Source organism: Streptomyces rimosus subsp. rimosus (assembly GCF_000720725.1).
GTDB lineage: Bacteria > Actinomycetota > Actinomycetes > Streptomycetales > Streptomycetaceae > Streptomyces > Streptomyces rimosus_A.
Genome location: NZ_JOCQ01000034.1, coordinates 45,719 through 65,714, shown reverse-complemented (window position 1 = coordinate 65,714; position 19,996 = coordinate 45,719). Strand labels below are relative to the sequence as shown.

At 73.7% G+C, this 19,996-nt stretch carries 17 protein-coding genes; 11 read left to right on the top strand and 6 right to left on the bottom strand.

What is annotated here, in order from left to right; all coding sequences use genetic code 11:
• Positions 1-5 precede the first annotated feature (5 nt).
• The 5 genes from IH45_RS0119140 to IH45_RS0119120 all read left to right on the top strand — a co-directional run bounded on the left by IH45_RS0119140 (position 6) and on the right by IH45_RS0119120 (position 6,241).
• Positions 6-1,904 carry an acetyl/propionyl/methylcrotonyl-CoA carboxylase subunit alpha gene (locus tag IH45_RS0119140; protein ID WP_030669379.1) on the top strand — a complete coding sequence of 633 codons (1,899 nt, stop codon included), beginning with the start codon at positions 6-8 and terminating at the stop codon, positions 1,902-1,904.
• A 26-nt stretch (positions 1,905-1,930) separates the two neighbouring features.
• Positions 1,931-3,100 (top strand): acyl-CoA dehydrogenase family protein, encoded by a 1,170-nt coding sequence (locus IH45_RS0119135; protein WP_030669376.1) that lies wholly within the window; start codon positions 1,931-1,933, stop codon positions 3,098-3,100.
• A gap of 146 nt (positions 3,101-3,246) precedes the next feature.
• On the top strand, positions 3,247-4,839 hold the full coding sequence (locus IH45_RS0119130; protein ID WP_030669373.1) for a 4-coumarate--CoA ligase family protein: 1,593 nt from the start codon (positions 3,247-3,249) through the stop codon (positions 4,837-4,839).
• Positions 4,836-5,627: an enoyl-CoA hydratase family protein gene (locus IH45_RS0119125; RefSeq protein WP_030669370.1), complete on the top strand. Its 792-nt coding sequence runs from the start codon at positions 4,836-4,838 to the stop codon at positions 5,625-5,627. Before IH45_RS0119130 ends, IH45_RS0119125 begins: the two co-directional genes overlap by 4 nt.
• Positions 5,615-6,241 carry a TetR/AcrR family transcriptional regulator gene (locus tag IH45_RS0119120; protein WP_030669367.1) on the top strand — a complete coding sequence of 209 codons (627 nt, stop codon included), beginning with the start codon at positions 5,615-5,617 and terminating at the stop codon, positions 6,239-6,241. The genes IH45_RS0119125 and IH45_RS0119120 overlap by 13 nt, the downstream gene beginning before the upstream one ends.
• A gap of 5 nt (positions 6,242-6,246) precedes the next feature.
• Here IH45_RS0119120 and IH45_RS0119115 read toward each other — a convergent pair whose 3' ends face one another.
• Complete coding sequence (locus tag IH45_RS0119115; RefSeq protein WP_234440592.1) at positions 6,247-7,230, bottom strand: helix-turn-helix transcriptional regulator; 984 nt, start codon at positions 7,228-7,230, stop codon at positions 6,247-6,249.
• A gap of 106 nt (positions 7,231-7,336) precedes the next feature.
• Between IH45_RS0119115 and IH45_RS0119110 the strand changes: the two genes are divergently transcribed.
• On the top strand, positions 7,337-7,744 hold the full coding sequence (locus IH45_RS0119110) for a VOC family protein (RefSeq protein ID WP_030669362.1): 408 nt from the start codon (positions 7,337-7,339) through the stop codon (positions 7,742-7,744).
• A 10-nt stretch (positions 7,745-7,754) separates the two neighbouring features.
• Here the strand turns inward: IH45_RS0119110 and IH45_RS0119105 are convergent, their stop codons facing one another.
• Positions 7,755-8,852 (bottom strand): citrate synthase 2, encoded by a 1,098-nt coding sequence (locus IH45_RS0119105; protein ID WP_030669359.1) that lies wholly within the window; start codon positions 8,850-8,852, stop codon positions 7,755-7,757.
• Positions 8,853-9,286: 434 nt separating this feature from the next.
• On the opposite strand from IH45_RS0119105, the gene pdxH reads away from it, so the two are divergent.
• Complete coding sequence (gene pdxH / locus IH45_RS0119100) at positions 9,287-9,982, top strand: pyridoxamine 5'-phosphate oxidase (protein WP_234440591.1); 696 nt, start codon at positions 9,287-9,289, stop codon at positions 9,980-9,982.
• Positions 9,983-10,629: 647 nt separating this feature from the next.
• Positions 10,630-11,964, top strand: a complete 1,335-nt coding sequence (locus IH45_RS0119095) for a PAS domain-containing protein (protein WP_078897659.1) — start codon at positions 10,630-10,632, stop codon at positions 11,962-11,964.
• A gap of 86 nt (positions 11,965-12,050) precedes the next feature.
• Here IH45_RS0119095 and IH45_RS0119090 read toward each other — a convergent pair whose 3' ends face one another.
• The gene (locus IH45_RS0119090) at positions 12,051-12,809 is read right to left on the bottom strand and encodes an SIS domain-containing protein (protein ID WP_030669348.1); all 759 of its coding nucleotides are present in this window, start codon (positions 12,807-12,809) and stop codon (positions 12,051-12,053) included.
• A gap of 418 nt (positions 12,810-13,227) precedes the next feature.
• Here IH45_RS0119090 and IH45_RS0119085 point away from each other — a divergent pair, with 418 nt between their 5' ends.
• The 3 genes from IH45_RS0119085 to IH45_RS0119070 all read left to right on the top strand — a co-directional run bounded on the left by IH45_RS0119085 (position 13,228) and on the right by IH45_RS0119070 (position 16,804).
• The gene (locus tag IH45_RS0119085) at positions 13,228-13,920 is read left to right on the top strand and encodes a metal-dependent transcriptional regulator (protein WP_030669345.1); all 693 of its coding nucleotides are present in this window, start codon (positions 13,228-13,230) and stop codon (positions 13,918-13,920) included.
• An 852-nt stretch (positions 13,921-14,772) separates the two neighbouring features.
• On the top strand, positions 14,773-15,648 hold the full coding sequence (locus IH45_RS0119075) for an alpha/beta fold hydrolase (protein ID WP_030669343.1): 876 nt from the start codon (positions 14,773-14,775) through the stop codon (positions 15,646-15,648).
• Positions 15,649-15,823: 175 nt separating this feature from the next.
• Positions 15,824-16,804 (top strand): NAD-dependent epimerase/dehydratase family protein, encoded by a 981-nt coding sequence (locus IH45_RS0119070; protein ID WP_030669339.1) that lies wholly within the window; start codon positions 15,824-15,826, stop codon positions 16,802-16,804.
• Here the strand turns inward: IH45_RS0119070 and IH45_RS0119065 are convergent.
• The 3 genes from IH45_RS0119065 to IH45_RS0119055 are packed head-to-tail and all read right to left on the bottom strand — an operon-like array spanning position 16,758 to position 19,785.
• Positions 16,758-17,267: a hypothetical protein gene (locus tag IH45_RS0119065; RefSeq protein WP_234440590.1), complete on the bottom strand. Its 510-nt coding sequence runs from the start codon at positions 17,265-17,267 to the stop codon at positions 16,758-16,760. The genes IH45_RS0119070 and IH45_RS0119065 overlap by 47 nt on opposite strands.
• A complete protein-coding gene (locus IH45_RS0119060; protein WP_030669332.1) occupies positions 17,264-18,931 on the bottom strand; it encodes a hypothetical protein in 1,668 nt (555 codons plus the stop codon). The genes IH45_RS0119065 and IH45_RS0119060 overlap by 4 nt, the downstream gene beginning before the upstream one ends.
• Positions 18,928-19,785 (bottom strand): ABC transporter ATP-binding protein, encoded by an 858-nt coding sequence (locus tag IH45_RS0119055; RefSeq protein WP_030669330.1) that lies wholly within the window; start codon positions 19,783-19,785, stop codon positions 18,928-18,930. The genes IH45_RS0119060 and IH45_RS0119055 overlap by 4 nt, the downstream gene beginning before the upstream one ends.
• Positions 19,786-19,996: the final 211 nt, after the last annotated feature.

The following is a 19,996-nucleotide window of genomic DNA, read 5'->3' as shown; positions in this document are numbered from 1 at the left end:
AACCCGTGATCTCTTCCCTCCTCGTCGCCAACCGTGGCGAGATCGCCCGCCGCGTCTTCCGCACCTGCCGGGAGCTGGGCATCGCCACGGTGGCCGTGTACTCCGACGCGGACGCCGACGCGCCGCACGTCCGCGAGGCCGACGCCGCCGTACGCCTGCCGGGCAGCGCCCCCGCCGACACCTACCTGCGCGGCGACCTGATCGTGAAGGCCGCGCACGCCGCCGGAGCCGACGCCGTCCACCCCGGCTACGGCTTCCTCTCCGAGCACGCCGGCTTCGCCGCGGCCGTCGCCGACGCGGGCCTGACCTGGGTCGGACCGCCGCCCGCCGCCATCGAGGCAATGGCCTCCAAGACGCGCGCCAAGGAGCTGATGGCGGCGGCCGGGGTGCCGCTGCTCGCCCCCGTCGACCCGGCCCTGGCCACCGCCGCCGACCTGCCGCTGCTGGTGAAGGCGGCGGCGGGCGGCGGCGGTCGCGGGATGCGTGTCGTACGGGACCTGAACGACCTGCCGGGGGAGCTGGCGGCGGCGCGGGCCGAGGCCGCGGCGGCGTTCGGGGACGGCGAGGTCTTCGCCGAGCCGTACGTCGTCGGCGGGCGGCACGTCGAGGTGCAGGTCCTCGCCGACGCGCACGGCACGGTCTGGACCCTCGGCACCCGCGACTGCTCCCTCCAGCGCCGCCACCAGAAGGTCATCGAGGAGGCCCCCGCACCCGGCCTCTCCGACGCACTGCGCGCCACCCTGCACACGGCCGCCGCCGACGCCGCCCGCACCATCGGCTACCGCGGCGCGGGCACCGTCGAATTCCTCGTCTCCGCCACCGGCCACGCCCACTTCCTGGAGATGAACACCCGCCTCCAGGTCGAGCACCCGGTCACCGAGGCCGTGTACGGCGTGGATCTCGTTGCGCTCCAGCTGCGGGTGGCCGAGGGTGAGGCACTGCCGGGCGAGCCGCCCGCGCCGCGCGGGCACGCCGTCGAGGCCCGGCTGTACGCGGAGGACCCGGCGGCGGGCTGGCAGCCGCAGACCGGGACGTTGCACCACCTCGCCGTGCCCGACGGCGTCCGCCTCGATTCCGGCGTGGCCGACGGCGGCGTCATCGGCGTCCACTACGACCCGATGCTCGCCAAGGTCATTGCCTGGGCGCCGGGCCGCGCCGAGGCCGTACGGAAGCTGGCAGGCGCGCTGGAACGGGCCCGGGTGCACGGGCCGGTCACCAACCGCGACCTGCTCGTACGGTCCCTGCGCCACCCCGAGTTCGCCACCGCGACCGGCCTGGACACCGGCTTCTACGACCGCCATCTCGACGCCCTCACGGCGGCACCGGACGCGACGGTCACCGGCCTGTGCGCGCTGGCCGCCGCCCTCGCCGACGCACACGGCCGGTCCCGCTTCGGCGGCTTCCGCAACGTACCGTCGCAGCCGCAGACCAAGACGTACGCATGCGGCGGGACCGAGCACGCGATCCGCTACCGGCTGGGCCGGGACGGGCTGTACGCCGAAGACTTCCCCGGCGTGCGGCTCGTCCAGTCCGTACCCGGCCGCGTCGTCCTCGAAGTGGACGGCGTACGGCGAGAGTTCACCGTCACCCGCCACGGCGACCAGGTCTATGTCGACTCCGCCGTGGGCTCCCGCACCCTCACCGCCCTGCCCCGCTTCCCCGACCCCGCCGCGCGCACCGAACCCGGCTCGCTGCTCGCCCCCATGCCCGGCACCGTCGTACGCGTGGCGGACGGCCTGGCCGAGGGCGACCGGGTGGAGGCCGGTGCTCCGCTGCTCTGGCTCGAAGCCATGAAGATGGAACACAAGATCACCGCACCCGCCTCCGGCACGCTGACCGCCCTGCACGTCAAGGCCGGACAGCAGGTCGAGGTGGGCACGCCGCTGGCCGTCGTCACCGCATGACGGCGCTCCCCCTCGAAGGAGTCCCCGTGAGCACCCCCGTGATCGAGACCGAGGAACACCGCGCCCTGCGCGCGTCCGTCGCCGCGCTCGGCAAGCGCTACGGACGCGAGTACTTCGCCCGCGTCGTCGCCGAGGGCAAGCACACCGACGAGCTGTGGGCGGAGGCCGCGAAGCTGGGCTACCTGGGCGTCAACCTGCCGGAGGAGTACGGCGGCGGAGGCGGCGGCATCGCCGAACTCTCCATCGTGCTGGAGGAGCTGGGCGCGGCCGGCTGCCCGCTGCTCATGCTCGTCGTCTCGCCCGCCATCTGCGGCACGGTCATCGCCCGCTTCGGCACGGAGGAACAGAAGCGCGCCTGGCTGCCCGGCCTCGCCGACGGCTCCCGCAAGATGGCCTTCGGCATCACCGAACCGGACGCGGGCTCCAACTCGCACCGCATCACCACCACGGCCCGCCGCGACGCGGCCACCGGCGAGTGGGTCCTCAACGGGCGCAAGGTCTTCATCTCGGGCGTGGACATCGCCGACGCCACGCTGATCGTCGGCCGTACGGAGGACGCCCGCACCGGCAAGCTCAAGGCCTGCCTGTTCATCGTGCCGCGCGATGCCCCCGGGTTCGGGCGCAGCCGGATATCCATGGAGCTGGGCGCGCCGGAGAAGCAGTTCGAGCTGACGCTGGACGATGTGCGGTTGCCTGCGGACGCACTCGTCGGCGAAGAGGACGCGGGCCTTCTCCAGCTCTTCGCCGGGCTCAACCCGGAGCGCATCATGACCGCCGCCTTCGCGCTCGGCATGGGCCGGTACGCGGTCGAGCGGGCCGTCGACTACGCCCGTACCCGCCAGGTCTGGAAGGCGCCCATCGGCGCCCACCAGGCCATCGCCCACCCCCTCGCCCAGGTGCACATCGAGCTGGAACTCGCCCGCCTGATGATGCAGAAAGCGGCCCACCTGTACGACGCGGGCGACGACACGGGCGCGGGCGAGGCCGCCAACATGGCCAAGTACGCGGCGGCCGAGGCCGCGGTCAGGGCCGTGGACCAGGCGGTGCACACCCTCGGCGGCAACGGCCTGACCCACGAGTACGGCCTCGCCTCACTGATCACCGCGGCCCGCGTCGCGCGGATCGCGCCGGTCAGCCGGGAGATGATCCTCAACTACGTCTCCCACCAGAGCCTCGGGCTTCCGAAGTCGTACTGAGCACCCGGGTCCGTCCGGCCGTGCGCGGCATCGCGGTCGCCGTACTGACAACCGCACCGGCAACCGCGATGCTGCACGCACACGGACAGGCGCCCGCCCGCGGCCCGTACCGGCACCGGGCGCGCGCCGCTGCTGAGGGGATGGCCATGGTCTTTCACAGTCAGTACGCCGATGTCGCGCCCGTGGACCTGCCGATCCACGAAGCCGTACTGGGCCGGTCGGCCACCGCGCACGCCGCCCTGCCCGCGCTGATCGACGGCCAGGACGGCACCACGGTCAGCTACGCCGAGCTCGACGGCGCCACCCGCCGGATCGCCGCGGCGCTGGCCGACGCGGGCGTCTGCCCCGGTGACGTGCTCGCGCTGCACAGCCCCAACACCCTCGCCTACCCGGCCGTCTTCTACGCCGCCTCGCGCTGCGGCGCCGCCGTGACGACCGTGCACCCCCTGTCCACGTCGGGGGAGTTCGCCCAGCAGCTGCGCGACTCCGGCGCCAACTGGATCGTCACCGCCGCCCCGCTGCTGGAGACCGCCCGCAGCGCCGCCGAGCAGGCGGGCGGCATCACCGAGGTGTTCGTCTGCGACGGCGCCGTGGGGCACCGCTCCGTACGCGACATGATCGCCTCCACCGCGCCCGAACCGGCCGTCACCGTCGATCCCGCCCGGGACGTGGCCGTCCTGCCGTACTCCTCCGGCACCACCGGCACCCCGAAGGGCGTGATGCTCACCCACCGCAACCTCGCCACCAACCTCGCCCAGCTCAACCGGCTGATCGGCAGCGGCCCCGGCGACCGCGTACTGGCCGTGCTGCCCTTCTTCCATATCTACGGCCTGACCGCCCTGATGAACTCCCCGCTGCGCAACGGCTCCACCGTCGTCGTGCTGCCCCGCTTCGACCTCGAACACTTCCTGCGCACCATCGAGAAGTACCGGATCAACGCGGTGTACGTGGCCCCGCCCATCGTCCTGGCCCTCGCCAAGCACCCGGCCGTCACCCAGTACGACCTGTCCTCGCTCGACTACCTCGTCAGCGCCGCCGCCCCGCTGGACGCCCGGCTCGCCGACGCCTGCGCCCGGCGCCTGGGCATCCCGCCCGTCCTGCAGGCGTACGGCATGACCGAGCTGTCGCCCGGCACCCACGTCGTACCGCTGGGCGCCACCGACGCGCCGCCCGGCACCGTCGGCAAGCTGCTGCCCGGCACCGAGATGCGCATCCGCTGCCTGGACGCGGACAAGGACCTCGGCACCGGGGAGAGCGGCGAGATCCTGATCCGCGGGCCGCAGGTCATGAAGGGCTACCTCGGCCGGCCCGCGGCGACCGACGCCATGATCGACACCGACGGCTGGCTGCACACCGGCGACATCGGGCGGGTGGACGCGGACGGCTGGCTGCACGTCGTCGACCGCGTCAAGGAGCTGATCAAATACAAGGGCTACCAGGTCGCCCCGGCCGATCTCGAAGCGGTGCTGCTCGCCCACGACGGCATCGCGGACGCCGCGGTGATCGGCGTCACCGACGTGGACGGCAACGAGATCCCCAAGGCGTACGTCGTACGGCAGCGCGGCGAGGCGGGGGCCCGGCTCACCGAGGAGGACGTCATCGCGTACGTTGCCGGGCGGGTCGCCCCGTACAAGAAGGTACGGCGGGTGGAGTTCACGGAGATCGTGCCCCGCGCCGCCACCGGCAAGATCCTGCGGCGCGAACTGCGCGCCAGGGAAAGGAGTTCCACGGCCTCATGACCGACGCCACACCGGACGCCACCCCGGACGGACCGCTGGTACGGCACGCCCACGACCGGGGCGTCACCGTCCTCACCCTCGACTCCCCGCACAACCGCAACGCGCTCTCCCGGCGTCTGGTGGGCGAGCTCCACGCGGCGCTCGCGGCGGCGGCCGACTCCGCCGGCACGCGCGCCGTGCTGCTCACCCATACCGGGACGACGTTCTGCGCGGGCGCGGACCTGACGGAGGCCACGGATCCCGCCGCTGCCGCGGCCTCCGGCCCGCTCGGCCTCGCCCGCCTGCTGCGTACGGTCATCGAACTCCCCAAGCCGGTCGTCGCCAAGGTCACCGGCCATGTCCGCGCGGGCGGCCTCGGCCTCCTCGGCGCCTGCGACCTGTCGGTGGCGGGCCCCGGCGCCACCTTCGCCTTCACCGAGGCCCGCCTCGGCCTGGCCCCCGCCGTCATCTCCATGCCGCTGCTGCCCCGCATGGACCCGCGGGCCGCCGCCCGCTACTACCTCACCGGCGAGCGCTTCGACGCCGCGGAAGCGGCTCGCACCGGCCTGGTGACGCTGGCCGCCGACGACCCCGACGCCGCCCTCGAACCGGTCCTGGCCGGGCTGCGCAAGGGCTCCCCGCAGGGCCTGGCGGAGTCCAAGGCCCTGGTCACCGCCGAAGTCCTGCGGACCTTCGACCGCGACACCGCGGCCCTCGCCGAGACCTCGGCCCGCCTCTTCGCCTCCGACGAGGCCCGCGAGGGCATGACCGCCTTCCTCCAGCGCCGGGAACCGTCATGGGTACGGTGACCTCCTCCCGCGCCGCCAAGGAACCGCAGCAGGAACGCAGCCGCGCCACCCGCCGCGCCCTGCTGGAAGCGGCCGTCTCCTGCCTCGCCGAGCGCGGCTGGAGCGGCAGCACGGTCTCCGTCGTCGCGGAGCGCGCGGGCGTCTCGCGGGGGGCCGCCCAGCACCATTTCCGTACGCGTGAGGACCTGTTCACGGCCGCCGTCGAGCACGTCGCGGAAATGCGCCAGAGCGCGCTGAAGGCGGTGGCGAACGACCTGCCGCCCACCGGATCGTCGGCACGCACCCGTATCGTCGTCGAGGAGATCGTCGGCCTCTATACGGGCCCCCTGTTCCGCGCCGCCCTCCACCTGTGGGTGGCGGCATCCGACGAGGAACCGCTGCGGGACCGGGTCACCGCCCTGGAGGCCCGCGTCGGCCGCGAGGCGCACCGTACGGCGGTCGGCCTGCTGGGCGCCGACGAGTCGGTCCCCGGCGTCCGCGAGACCGTACAGGGTCTCCTCGACATGTCCCGCGGCCTCGGCCTGGCCACCCTCCTCACGGAGGACAAGCCCCGTCGCGACCGCGTGGTGACGCAGTGGGCGCACATCCTGGACACCGTGCTGAACGGGGGATGACGGGGTCAGGAGGGCCGCTCGTCGGCTTCGGCGTCCGCGTACGAGCCCAGGCGGCGGGCCAGCTCGCGTACGAGGTCGCGCAGGGCGGCCGGGCGCTCGATGACGAACGGGTGGTCCAGCGCGGCCAGTACGGGCGGAATCCAGTCCAGCCGCTCGGCCCGGATGCGGACGCTGACCCATTCGGCCCCGTCATCGGACAGGGCGGCGATCCCGGCCGGGAGGCGTTCGCGGATCTGCTCGACGCTGCCGCGGACGCGCAGCGACACGTCGTGGGTCCATGGCGTACGGGCGAGGTGGTCGAGGACGGTCGCCGCCGGGTCGAAACCGTCCGGGACATCGAACGAACCGGACAGCACGCGGACCAGGGCGATCCGGTCCAGCCGGAAGATCCGCATCTCCCCGCCGTCCCGGTTCGCCGCGGTCAGGTACCACCGTCCGGAGTGCGCCACGAGACCGTACGGCAGGACCGTACGGGCGCTGCCGCTGCCCTTGCGGTCGGTGTACGCGAACTCCACCGGCCGCCGCCGTCGTACGGCCTCGGCGAGTTCGAGCAGCACCGCCGCCTCCGGCGGAGCGGCGGGCCGGGGCCGCTCGGTGAAGTCGGCCGTCTCCAGCAGCGCTTCCAGCCGCCGCCGCAAGGCCACCGGCAGTACCCGCCGCACCTTCGCCGCGGCGCTCTCACCGGCCGCCGCGGAGGCGGCACCCGGCCCGCCGCGCTGCCCCGCGAGCAGGCCCAGCAGGACGGCCAGGGCCTCCTCGTCGGTGAGCATCAGCGGGGGCATCCGGTAGCCGGGGGCGAGCCGGTAGCCGCCGTGGCGTCCCCGCACCGCGTCGACGGGGATGTCCAGATCCAGCAGGTGGCCGACGTAGCGGCGGACCGTGCGTTCGTCCACGCCGAGGCGGGCGGCCAGGTCGGGAACGGTACGGATGCCGCCGCCCTGAAGGATCTCCAGCAGGGCGAGCACCCGGGCGGTGGTCGAAGTGGTCACCCTGGAAGTCTGCCGCGAATACCGGGCGGAACCTGTCCGGTATTGGTCCTAGCGTGAGGGAAGCCCGCAGATCAGGGCGCATCTCCCTACACCAGAAAGCCGAACCGTGAACCTCGTCTCCCTCCGCGTGATCACCGACGACGTCGCCCGCCTCGTCGCGTTCTACGAAGACGTCACCGGCGTGACCGCCGCCTGGTCCACCCCCGAATTCGCCGAACTCCGCACACCCTCCGGCACGCTGGCGATCGCCGGCAGCCGCACGGTGGCCCTGTTCGGCGAGGGGACCGCCCGGGCCGCCGCCAACCACACCGTGATCACCGAGTTCCGCGTCACCGACGTCGACGCGGAACACCGGCGTCTGGCGTCCCTCGGCCGCACGTTCGTCCAGGAGCCCACGACCATGCCGTGGGGCAACCGCTCCCTGCTCCTGCGGGACCCCGACGGCAACCTGGTCAACCTGTTCACGCCCGTCACCGAGGACGCCATACGGCGCCAGGAGCGCCCGGCCGCCTAGGCACCGGCCCCTATGCGGGCAGCGTGTAGCCGTCCACCGACTCGGGGCCGCGCGGCCCCGGGCCCACGTACTTGGCCGACGGCCGGACCAGGCGGCCGGTCCGCTTCTGCTCCAGGATGTGCGCGCTCCAGCCCGCCGTACGGGCACAGGTGAACATCGACGTGAACATGTGCGCCGGGACCTCCGCGAAGTCCAGCACGATCGCCGCCCAGAACTCCACGTTCGTCGCCAGGACGCGGTCCGGGCGCCGGTTGTGCAGCTCCTCCAGGGCGGCCTTCTCCAGCGCCTCCGCGATCTCGAAGCGCGGCGCGCCCAGCTCGCGCGCCGTGCGCCGCAGCACCCGCGCCCGCGGGTCCTCGGCGCGGTACACCCGGTGGCCGAAGCCCATCAGCCGCTCGCCGCGGTCCAGCGCCCGCTTCACGTACGCCGTCGCGTCACCCGTCCGCTCGATCTCCTCGATCATGCCGAGGACCCGGGACGGCGCGCCGCCGTGCAGCGGCCCGGACATCGCCCCGACCGCGCCGGACAGCGCGGCCGCCACGTCGGCACCGGTCGAGGCGATGACCCGCGCCGTGAAGGTGGAGGCGTTCATGCCGTGCTCGGCCGCCGAGGTCCAGTACGCGTCCACGGCCGCGACGTGCTTCGGGTCGGGCTCGCCCCGCCAGCGCTTCATGAAGCGCTCGACGATGGTCCCGGCCTTGTCGATCTCCTTCTGCGGCACCATCGGCAGGCCCTGTCCGCGCGCCGACTGCGCCACGTACGACAGCGCCATGACCGCGGCCCGCGCCAGCTCGTCCCGGGCCGTCTGCTCGTCGGTGTCCAGCAGCGGTTTCAGGCCCCACACCGGCGCGAGCATGGCCAGCGCGGACTGCACGTCCACCCGGATGTCACCCGAGTGGACGGGGATCGGGAACGGCTCGGCCGGCGGCAGGCCGGGGTTGAACGACCCGTCGACCAGCAGCCCCCACACGTTCCCGAAGGAGACCTTTCCGACCAGGTCCTCGATGTCGACACCGCGGTACCGGAGCGCGCCGCCTTCCTTGTCCGGTTCGGCGATCTCCGTTTCGAACGCGACGACTCCTTCGAGTCCGGGGACGAAGTCGGACATCAGGCGGCTCCTCAAGATGTGGACGACATGCGGCTCATGACCAAGATGCCGTGCGTTCGAGAACTGTCAGGTCAGGCTGGTCGGGGCGGCGGTTCGCGGACACCGCGCGGCCGGCCGGGCACCGGTCCGGTTACGCGGCCACCCTGCGGCTCGCGGTCCGTACCGGTCACTCCCGTCATGCCCCGCGCGGGCGTTGGTCACCCGACCGGCGCCCGTGGCGTCCCGCCCGGAGCACGTCACTTCGATCACTTCAGGGCGGACACGATATCCCTCGTTGTCGCCGCGCCACAGTGGCGCGCGGCACGATTTTGGCCGGTCCGGCACTTACCGGGAAGCGTGAGATCCGGCACACCGGGCGATTCGCTTACGGGAGGGTTACGCACCGCCGTCCAAGGGCAGACTTCCCTGCCACCCGGCTGCCCCAACAGGCCTTCATGCTGCAAGATGTGGCCGTGCACTCCGCCGACACGCCGCTCCCCGATCCGTTCGATCCTTCCGCCATGCGGGCGCAGTACCGCGCCGAGGGACTCGACGCGACAGACCTCGCCCTCAGCCCGTACGACCAGTTCGCGCGCTGGTTCAAGGAAGCGGCCGCGAGCGGACTGCACGAACCGAACGCGATGGTCGTCTCGACCGCCGACGCCGCCGGCCGCCCCAGCTCAAGGACCGTGCTGCTCAAGCGGTTCGACGAGCACGGCTTCGTGTTCTTCACCAACTACACCAGCCGCAAGGGCCGCGACCTGGCGGAGAACCCTTACGCCTCGCTGCTCTTCCCGTGGCACCCGCTCGCCCGCCAGGTGATCGTGACCGGCCCGGCCACCCGCATCGGACGCGACGAGACCGCCGCGTACTTCCGTACCCGCCCGCACGGTTCGCAGCTGGGTGCCTGGGCCAGCGACCAGTCCGCGCCGGTCGCCTCCCGCGCCGAACTGGAGCGCGGCTGGGCCGAGCTGGCGGCCCGCTACCCGGAGGGCGAGCAGGTGCCGGCGCCGCCGCACTGGGGCGGTTTCCGGGTCGTCGCGGAGACCGTCGAGTTCTGGCAGGGCCGGGAGAACCGGCTGCACGACCGGCTGCGCTACGAGCGGCAGGGGGACGGGGACGGCTGGTCCGTCGTACGGCTGGCGCCCTGAGGGGCGCGGCGGGTACGGCGCGGCGTCCACGCCCGTGAGGCGCCGCGCCCGCGAGGCGCTGCGCTGGTGGAAGCGTCCGTGAACGCAGGCGACCCGCGGGCTTCCCCGCGCCTGAGGCGCGAGGGGCCGGTCGGACGAACCGGCAGCCCACGGGTCGGGTGACTGCTTGGGATTGGGCCGGCTGCGCGGCTGTTCCCCGCGCTGGTCCGGCGCTGCACACTGAGTGCGACGACGGGCCGCTAGCCCGCAGTCACCTCACGCGTCCGGTGAGAAATCATCTGCCGAACCACCTCCCTTCTCGTGTGCCCCACACCCTAGGAACCGGCCCCGGGGCCGCACAACCGAATTTCCCGGGGCAGCGATTTCGGCGAATGGGGTGTGGCCCGCGTCACGTTCCAGTTGAATGATCCGACATGCAGCACGTGCGGCCGTATTTCTTGGGTCCGCCGGGTTCGTAGGGGGTGCCAGTGGCTGCTTCGTCTTCGTCGTCCTCTTCGTCTTCGTCGTCCTCGTCGCACCGCTTCGAGCCCGTACCGCCCGGGGGGCCGGGCCGGTCCGCGGACCGGGGCGGCCCGCCGGAGGACGGGTACGCGGGCGGCCCGCCCGGCGACGGTCCGGACCCGCAGCCGGAGAGCGAGGACTCCGGCCTGCTCGCCGCCCTGCTGGACGGGATGGACGCCGCGCTGTGCGCCTTCGGCGCGGACGGCGCGGTCACCCACTGGAACCGCGAGGCCGAGCGGCTCCTCGGCTGGACGGCGGCCGAGGCGGTCGGCAGGCAGGGGCTGGCCGGCTGGGCGGTCCGCAAGGAGGACGCCGACGAGGTCGAGGCCGACCTGCTGGCGGCGACGCGCTCGCCCGGGCGTCAGGTCCACGAGTTCGCGCTGCTGACGAAGGACGGGCGCCGCGTCCTGGTGCGTACGCAGTCCTCCGCCGTGCTCGGGCCCGACGGCCGGGCGGCGGGCGTGTACTGCGCGTTCAGCGAGGTGCACGCCCAGATCGACCTGGAGCGCTCCATCGCCCTGAGCGAGGCCCTCTTCGTGGACGCCTCCTGGGGCGTGGTGCTGGTCGACGCCGACCTGCGGCCCGCCGTCGTCAACGCGCACGCCGCGCGCGCCCTGGGCATGGGCCGTACGGCCGTGCTGGGGCGCCCGCTGGGCGATCTGCTGACCCAGGGCGTGGAGGAGCTGGAGAGCGCCCTGACGCACGTCCTGGCCGAGGGCACGCCGCCGGCCGCCGCCGAGCTGTGGGTGATGCTCCGGTCCGACGAGGTCGAACAGACCCGCCGGTGCTGGCGCAGCGGCTTCGTGCGGCTGGCCTCGCCGCTGGCCGAGGAGCCCGTACCGCTCGGCGTGGGCTGGATCTTCCAGGACGTCACGGACGCCAAACGCGCCGAGCAGGAGGCCTCGCTGCTGCGCTTCCGCGCCCAGCAGCTGCACCGCGCGGGCCGGGCGGCGGGGGAGTGCGAGGACCCGATGGAGGCGGCGGCGGTCCACCTCGACTTCGCCCTGGCGGGGTTCGCCGATCACGGGCTGATCGATGTGGTGGGGGGCGGGTCCGGTGGCGGTGAGGGCGGCGCGCCCGAGGACGGCCCGTCCGCCCTCGTACGGGCCATCGCCTCACCCGCCGGCGCGCCCGGCCCCTCCGAAGCCATGCCGCCGACCGGCATCCCGGTGGCCTACGGTCCCGGCCATCCGGCCGCCCAGGCGCTGGAACGGTGTGGTTCGGTACGGGCCGGCGCGGGCCCGGCGATCGCGGAGGGCTGGGCCGCGGCCCGCAAGTGGCCGGACGGCACGGTGCACGGCCTGTGCGTGGTGCTGCGCAGCCGGGGCCGGACGCTGGGCGTGGCGACGTTCCTGCGCGGCCCCTCCCGGCGCCCGTTCGACCGCGCGGACGCGTCGTACGCGGAGGATGTCGCGTCCCGGATCGCGGCGGCGCTGGACCTGGCGGACCTGGCGGGAGGCCCGGCCGGGCGGGAGCCGTAGACGCCGCCGGGCGGGAGCCGTAGACCCCGCCGGGCGCGGGCCGTGAACCTTCGCGGGGTCCACGGCCCGCGCCCGGCGGCAGGTCCCTACTGCCGGTAGTAGATCCGGTCCGCGTACTCCCGCATCACGCGCCCGTTCCAGTCGTGCCCGCCGTCCACGTTCCCGGAGCGCAGCAGCGGCGGCTCGATGCCCCGCTCGGCCAGCACCCCGGCGGCCGTCGCGACCACCGACTGCATGATCGCGCTGGTGACGACCGTGGAGGCGGGCGCGAACGGCGCCTCGATGCCCGGCACCGTCAACTCCGCGTCGCCTACCGGGATCTTGCTGTCCAGGACGAGGTCGCAGTGGTCCTTGAGATAGCTGCCGGAGACGTGCCGCGACCTGGTCTCGTCCGCGTACGCCACCGAGGTCAGCCCGATGACCTTCAGGCCCAGCGCCCGCGCGTTCATCGCCATCTCGACGGGCAGCGAGTTGCGCCCGGAGAGCGAGATGACGATCAGCACGTCGCCGGCCTCCAGGGGGCTGGTGTCCAGCACCGCCCCGGCCAGTCCGTCCACCCGCTCCAGCGCGCTGCCGAGCGTCGCGGGCCGTACGTCGACGCCGACGACGCCCGGGACGGTCAGCAGGTTCATGATCGCGAGCCCGCCGGCCCGGTAGACGGTGTCCTGCGCGGGCAGCGAGGAGTGTCCGGCGCCGAAGACGAAGACCCGGCCGCCGGCCTCGACGGTGTCGGCGATCAGCGTGCCGGCCGCGCCGATCCGCTCGTCCTCCTCGTCGCGCACCCGGCGCAGCAGGTCGATCGCGGCGTCGAAGTACTGCCCGGCCAACCGGTTGCTCTCGCCCATCGCCGCGGGGCCCCTCTCGTCGGTGTTCCTCGGTCTTGTACGTTGGTCCTCGTACGTTTGTCCACGTTCTGAAGTGTTCTGACGTGTTCCGGTGTGTTCCGGCACGTACCGGCGCCCGGCCGGCGCCGGAAAGCGCCGCCCCCGCCAGTCCCCGCCGGTCCTCATCGGTCCTCGCCCGTGGCGCGGATCACGTTGCGGTCTGGACCAGTGCCCTGTCAATACGGTGTACGCCGCCGCTCGCGACCGGGTGGCAACCTTCCGGCCGCCCGGGCGTCGCCCGGTTGCCGTCCCGCCGCAGGGTGGCGGCCGCCGTACCGGGGGCCCGGGAGGCGGTGGCCGGAGCGGACGCGGAACCGTTGTCGGTGGGATGCGTCAGAATTGAGGTCAGGGCCACCGCACGACACATCGAGGGGCACGCATGTCCGGACTGATCGACACCACGGAGATGTATCTCCGCACCATCCTTGAGCTGGAAGAGGAAGGTGTGGTCCCGATGCGCGCCCGGATCGCCGAGCGGCTCGAACAGAGCGGCCCGACGGTCAGCCAGACCGTGGCGCGCATGGAGCGCGACGGTCTGCTCACGGTCGCGGGCGACCGCCATCTGGAGCTGACCGAGGAGGGCCGTCGGCTGGCGACCCGGGTCATGCGCAAGCACCGCCTCGCCGAGTGCCTGCTCGTCGACGTCATCGGCCTGGAGTGGGAGCAGGTGCACGCCGAGGCGTGCCGCTGGGAGCACGTGATGAGCGAGGCGGTCGAGCGCCGCGTCGTCGAGCTGCTGCGGCATCCGACGGAGTCGCCGTACGGCAACCCGATCCCGGGCCTGGAGGAGCTGGGCGAGAAGGCCGAGGCCGACCCGTTCCTGGACGCCGGCATGGTGAGCCTGTCGGACCTGGAGGCCGGCGCGGACGGCAAGACGGTCGTGGTGCGCCGCATCGGCGAGCCCATCCAGGCGGACGCCCAGCTGATGTACACGCTGCGGCGGGCCGGTGTGCAGCCGGGCGCGGTGGTCAGCGTGACCGAGTCGCCCTCCGGCGTGCTCATCGGCAGCAGCGGCGAGGCCGCGGAACTGGAGTCCGAGATCGCCGCACACGTTTTCGTGGCCAAGCGCTGATCCCGTACGGCCGTCCGTCCCCCGGCTGACCTGGCGCGACGGACGGTCCGGCGTGGCGTTCAACTGCCGCGCCGCCGGACGGACTTGGCGAACCGCGAGCGGAGCGGCCGGTGGCGTGTCACCCTGGCGCTGAGCATGTGCGCGAAGGCGGCCGGGGGCCGCGCGGCGCAGGTGCGCGCGAGCACAGCGGCTCATGACGTGTGGTGCCTGAGGCCTGGGCGAGGCAGCTGAGGACGGACCGGGAGGGATGCTCCCTGCCGCCGTGGGCCCGGGCCGGGGAGGGGGCTCGGGTGAGGGGCGGTCCACCGCAATCCCCGGTCCGGCGACCGCGAACGCCGCTGCCGGAGGTGGGGAGTTCGGCGCCCGGACCGCGTATCGCGCTCGTACGTACGGCCCGCTCCGCGCGTACCGCGACCTTTGCGCGTGCCGCGGCCTTCGCGTGCAGCGCGGGCTTCGCGCGTACCGCGGGCTTCGCATGTACCGCGGCCCTCGCGCTTGTCGTGGTCTTCGCGCCCACCGCGACTTCGGCAAGTCGCCAGCGGTTCCGGTTCGTGCGGCGGTCCGGCGTCCGTCGCCCCGCGCACATCCGGGGCCCCGGCGCTGCGAGCAGCCGGGGCCCCGCCTCCCCATGTCCCCCCGCCAAGACCCGGAGCCCCGAGCTCTCAGGGTCTTTCCCCGTGGGCCCCCTTCCCGGTGGGGCCCGCCTCCCGCTACGTGTCTCCCCTCGGCGCAGACCGGCAACCCTTGGGCGTGGTCACCCGAACGAGGGTTATTGGGCGCAGAAACGGCCTATTCGAATAGAGGTTCGATAGTGTGGGGCTGCTCGAAGACCGAATGGGGGTGCCAGGGATCGTGGTGCGCCGTATCGACGTGACGGGTGCCGGCGGCGTCCGGCTCGCCGCCTGGGAGTTCACCGATCCGCCGAAGCCCGGCGGGGGAGGGCAGGAAGGCGAGCGGGGCCGCCCGGGGGTGCTCCTGCTGCACGGCCTCATGGGGCGTGCGTCGCACTGGGCCGAGACCGCCCGCTGGCTCGGCTCCCGGTGCCGCCCCGTCGGACTGGACCAGCGCGGCCACGGCCGCAGCGAGAAGCCCCAGGACGGCCCGTACGACCGTGAGGCGTACGTCGCCGACGGCATCGCCGCCGTCGAGCAGCTCGGCCTGGCCCCCGCCGTCCTGATAGGCCACTCGATGGGCGCCCTGACGGCCTGGCAGATGGCCGCCCGCCGCCCCGACCTCGTCAGCGCGCTGGTCGTCTGCGACATGCGGGCCTCGGCCCTGGGCGCGGCCTCGCAGCAGGAGTGGGCGGACTGGTTCCGCTCCTGGCCGGTCCCGTTCGCCACGCTCGCGGACGTCCGCAAATGGTTCGGCGAGGACGACCCCACCCTGGAGCGCCCCAAGCCGGCCCGCGGCGAGTTCTTCGCCGAGGTCATGGCCGAGCGCGCGGACGGCTGGCGGCCGGTCTTCTCCCGCCACCAGATGCTCAGCGCCCGCGAGACATGGGTCCACGACGCGCACTGGGAAGACCTCGCCCTGGTGCAGTGCCCCACGCTCGTGGTCCGCGGCCTGGACGGCGAGCTGGGCCGCGCCGAGGCCCAGGAGATGGTCCGCGTCCTGCCCCGCGGCGTCTACGCCGAGATACCGGACGCCGGCCACTGGCTCCCCTGGGAGGCACCCGAGGAATGGCGGGCCGTCCTGGACCCCTTCCTGGAATCCGCCCTCCCGACCTGACCCCACGCCCCCGCAGCCCGCCCCATCCGAACCACCTGAACCACCCGAACCACCCGAACCGCGCAGCCCATCCCGCATCGCACGGCTCACCCGGGGCCGCACAGTTCACCCGGGGCCGCGGACCCGCCCGGATTTCCCGGCCGCGGCCACCGGAACCCCACTAGGGTCGGTGACCATGCACCTTCTTGTACTGGGCGGCACGTCCTTCGTCGGGCGCGCCATCGTCGAGGATGCCCTGCGTACCGGTGCCGAAGTGACCCTGTTCGGCCGGGGCCGCACCAACCCGGACCTGTTCCCCCGGCTGGCCCGCCGCATCGGCGACCGGGAAACCGGCGACTACACGGCGCTGCGCGAGGGCTCCTGGGACGCCGTCGTGGATGTCAGCGGCTATGTCCCGCGCCACGTCGGGCAGGCGATGGAGGTCCTCGGCGACCGCGTCGGCCGGTATCTGTTCATCTCCAGCCACGCGGTCTACGAACGTACGGGCCTGGCCCCCGGCAGCGACGAGGACACCCCGCGCCGCCCGCCCGTACGGCACACCGAGGAGCTGAGCGAGGCCACATACGGCCCGCTCAAAGTGGCCTGCGAGGACGATGTGACGGCCCGTTACGGCGCGCGGGCGACGATCGTGCGGCCGGGGAAGGTGGCCGGGCCGCACGACTCGATGGACACGTTCACGTACTGGGTACGCCGTGCCGCGCGCGGCGGCCGGGTGGCGCTGCCGGGCGACCCCGCGCAGCCGGTGCAGGTCGTCGACTCGCGGGACCTGGCCCGCCTGGTGGTGCGGTTGCTCGCCGACGACCGCCCCGGGGCGTTCCAGGCGGTGGGCCCGGCGGAGCCGACGACGCTCGGCGGGCTGATCGAGACGTGCGCGCGGGCCGCCGGCACCCAGGTCGAGATCGTCCCGGTCCCTTCCGAGGGCGCGCCGCCGATGTTCCCGCTCGTCCGCCCGAACTGGCCGACCCAGCAGCGCAGCGCCGCCCGCGCCCGGCGCGCGGGCCTTCCCGCGACGCCGTTGGAGGTCACCGCGGCCGACGTCCTGGCCTGGGATCGCGCCCGCGGCGAGCCGCCGCTCCGCCTCGGGTACACGCCCGAGGAGGAACGTGCGGTCATCGCGGGCCAGGCGTCCGGCTCACGCGCGTCGCGGTCCGGCTGAACGCCCGGCGCAAGGACCGGTTCGTCACCACGACGAACAGGCCGAAGAGCGTGATGGGCAGCAGGCCGACCGGGCGCAGCAGCTGCGCCGGATCGTCCCGTATCCACGGCCAGTTGCCGGTCCAGTTCGCGGTGACGTCCGTGATCATCACACCGCACGCCAGCCACACCCCTGCTCGCCGCAGCCGCACCACCAGCAGCGCGGCCAACGGGTCCAGGACCACCAGGCTGATGAAGTACACCTGGTAGGCCACGTGCGGGTACGACGCATAGGCGTGGATGCCGCCGCGTACCAGGTCGAGGAGGTGGGCGCACGCGCCTTGGGCGAAGCCGACCGCGTACACCACGGCGACCCACCGCGCCCACACCGGCAGCCGCCCCCAGCGCTGCCGGAGGCCCCACCGGGACGCGCCCCCGAGGTCCGCGGGCGCGGGCCCCCGGACCTCCGCCGCCCCTTCCCTCATCCCTTGCTGACCGCCGCCAGGATCTCCGGCAGCCGGGCCACCACCCGGGGAGCGGCCATCCGCATCCCCAGGAACGCGACGCCGATCCCGTACGCCGCCCCCACCGGCACCAGCAGCCACAGCAGGCCGTGCAGGCCCGCCACGTGCAGCCAGATCGTCAGCCCGGCCATCGGGGCCGCGAACACGGCGCTCACCAGCATCCCGCCGAGCAGGCTGAACCAGGCGATGGCCCCCTGGCCCGGGGCGATGTTCTTGTTGCCCTCCGAGGGGATCGAGTACGGGAACACGGCCGAGGCCAGCGCGCCCGTCGCCACCAGCGAGCCGAGCAGCGCCAGCGACAGTCCGTAGACGTCCCAGAACGCGGACCACGGTCCGAGGAGGGCCGCCGCGCCGATTACGACCACCGTCACGAACGGCACCGCGGCCAGCGCCAGACCCAACGCCCGCCCGCGCAGCTCCAGATAGGCGTCGCGCGGTGTGGAGATCGTCGAGGCAACCATCCAGAACGCCGAGGTGTCCTGCCCGAACTGGTTGTACATCTGCATGCCCAGCAGGGCCGAGGCGGAGAACGCCGTGTAGATGCTGCCGTTGCCCTGGACGACGGAGACGACCGGGATCAGCAGGCCGACGCCGAACGCCATCGCCCAGCCCATCTTCGTCTTCGGGTCGCGCCAGGCGTAGCGCAGCATCCGCAGCATGACCGTGCCCGTACGGCTCTCCGGCAGCAGCCGTTGCAGCCCGCCGCCCGCGGCGCGCTGCTTGCGCCCGCTGTCCTTCTCGACGGCCTGGAGGGTGGACGAGTCGGGTGAGGTCATCACCGTCGTCAGCGTGCGCCGCCACCACCACAGCAGCAGGAAGAGCGCCACCGCGGCGAGCGCCAGGCCCAGTACGGCGCGTCCGTACGCGCCCTCGCTCGCGGCGCGTACCGCGTCCACGGCCGAGGCGGGCGGAATCCACCGCACCACGTCGGACGCGGGCTCCAGGGCGGACAGCCCGGCCGCCCCCGCCCCGAACAGCTTCTGCGAGGCGAGGTTCACGGCCTGTCCGCCGAGCGCGATGAACAGGCCGCTCAGTACGGCCAGGTCGCGGCCCCGGCGGCTGGTCAGCAGCCGTACGTTGGCGGTGGCCACGGCCCGCGCCAGCGCCACGCACACCAGGATGACCAGGACCACCGCGAGCACACCGGTCACCGCGGCCGCCGCGCCGTGCGCCAGCATGATCACCGAGCCGACGGCCAGCGCCAGGGTGAAGACCGGGCCGATACCCACCAGGGACACGATCAGCATCGAGAAGATCAGCGGGCGGGGCCGCAGCGGCAGCATGACCAGCCGGGTCGGGTCCAGGGTCTCGTCGCCGCCCGGGAAGAACAGCGGCATCACCGCCCATCCCAGCGTCAGCAGCGCCACCAGCAGCACGCCCAGCGCGCCCGCGTGCTCGACGCCGCGCAGGGCCACCAGGCCGACCAGCACGCCCGCCGCGCACAGCAGGGACAGCAGCAGCGACGCCACATACGCGACGGTCCGGCCGGTCGACTGGCGCAGCCCGTTGCGCAGCAGGGACAGCTTGAGGCGGACGAAGACGGGAGTGAGCGACGTGCCCGGCGCCGCGGCGGCGGGACCGCCGGGTGCGCGGGTGGGCGCCGCGGAGGAGGGGGAGGTGGTCATCGGGCGCTCCCGCCGCCCAGCCAGTCCAGGTCGTGTCCGGCGGCGCGGTCACCCGCGCCGACCAGTTCGAGGAACGCGTCCTGGAGGCTCGGCGCGTCGCCGCGTACCTCCGCGAGCGGTCCGTCCGAGCGGATGCGCCCGCCGGCGATCACCGCCACCCAGTCGCACAGCGACTCCACCAGCTCCATGACGTGGCTGGAGAAGACGACGGTGGCACCGGACGAGGTGTAGCGCTCCAGGACGCCGCGGATGGTCTGCGCGGACACCGGGTCCACGCCCTCGAACGGCTCGTCCAGGAAGAGGATCTCCGGGTTGTGCAGCAGCGCCGCCGCCAGACCGATCTTCTTGCGCATACCGGTCGAGTAGTCCACGACGAGCTTGTTCTGCGCGCCGGACAGGTCCAGGACTTCGAGCAGCTGGTCGGCGCGCTTGTCGACCTCGGCACCGGGCAGCCCCCGCAGCCGCCCGATGTACGACAGCAGTTCACGGCCGGACAGCCGCTCGAACAGGCGCAGTCCCTCGGGCAGTACGCCGATCCGGGACTTCACCGCGACCGGGTCCTGCCACACGTCGTGGCCGCCGATCTCCACCTGTCCGGCGTCCGGGCGCAGCAGGCCGGTGACCATCGACAGGGTGGTGGTCTTGCCCGCGCCGTTGGGGCCGACCAGGCCGATGAACCGGCCCGCGGGCAGCGTCAGATCGATGCCCGCGACGGCGATCTGTTCGCCGTACTTCTTCCACAGTCCCCGCACGCGGACGGCGGGCGGCACGGCCCCGTCCCGCCCGCCGTCCGGTCCCGCCGGTGCCGTGCCGGCCACGGCCGACTGGTCGATGTGTTCCGGTTCGTTGGCCACCGGGCCTGCCCTTCCACGTCCCCGCAGGGGCCGGTCGTGCCCCCGTCCGGCGTCCACGATACGGGCGGGTGTGCGACGCGGCCGTGCGGCCGGTTGGACGAGCGGACGGAGCACGTGGGGAGCGCGCGGAGCAGGTGACGCGCCCGGCGCGCGTGCCGGGGGCACGGGAGGGCGCACGTTCGCCGTACGGCTGGACCGAGCCGATGTCCGG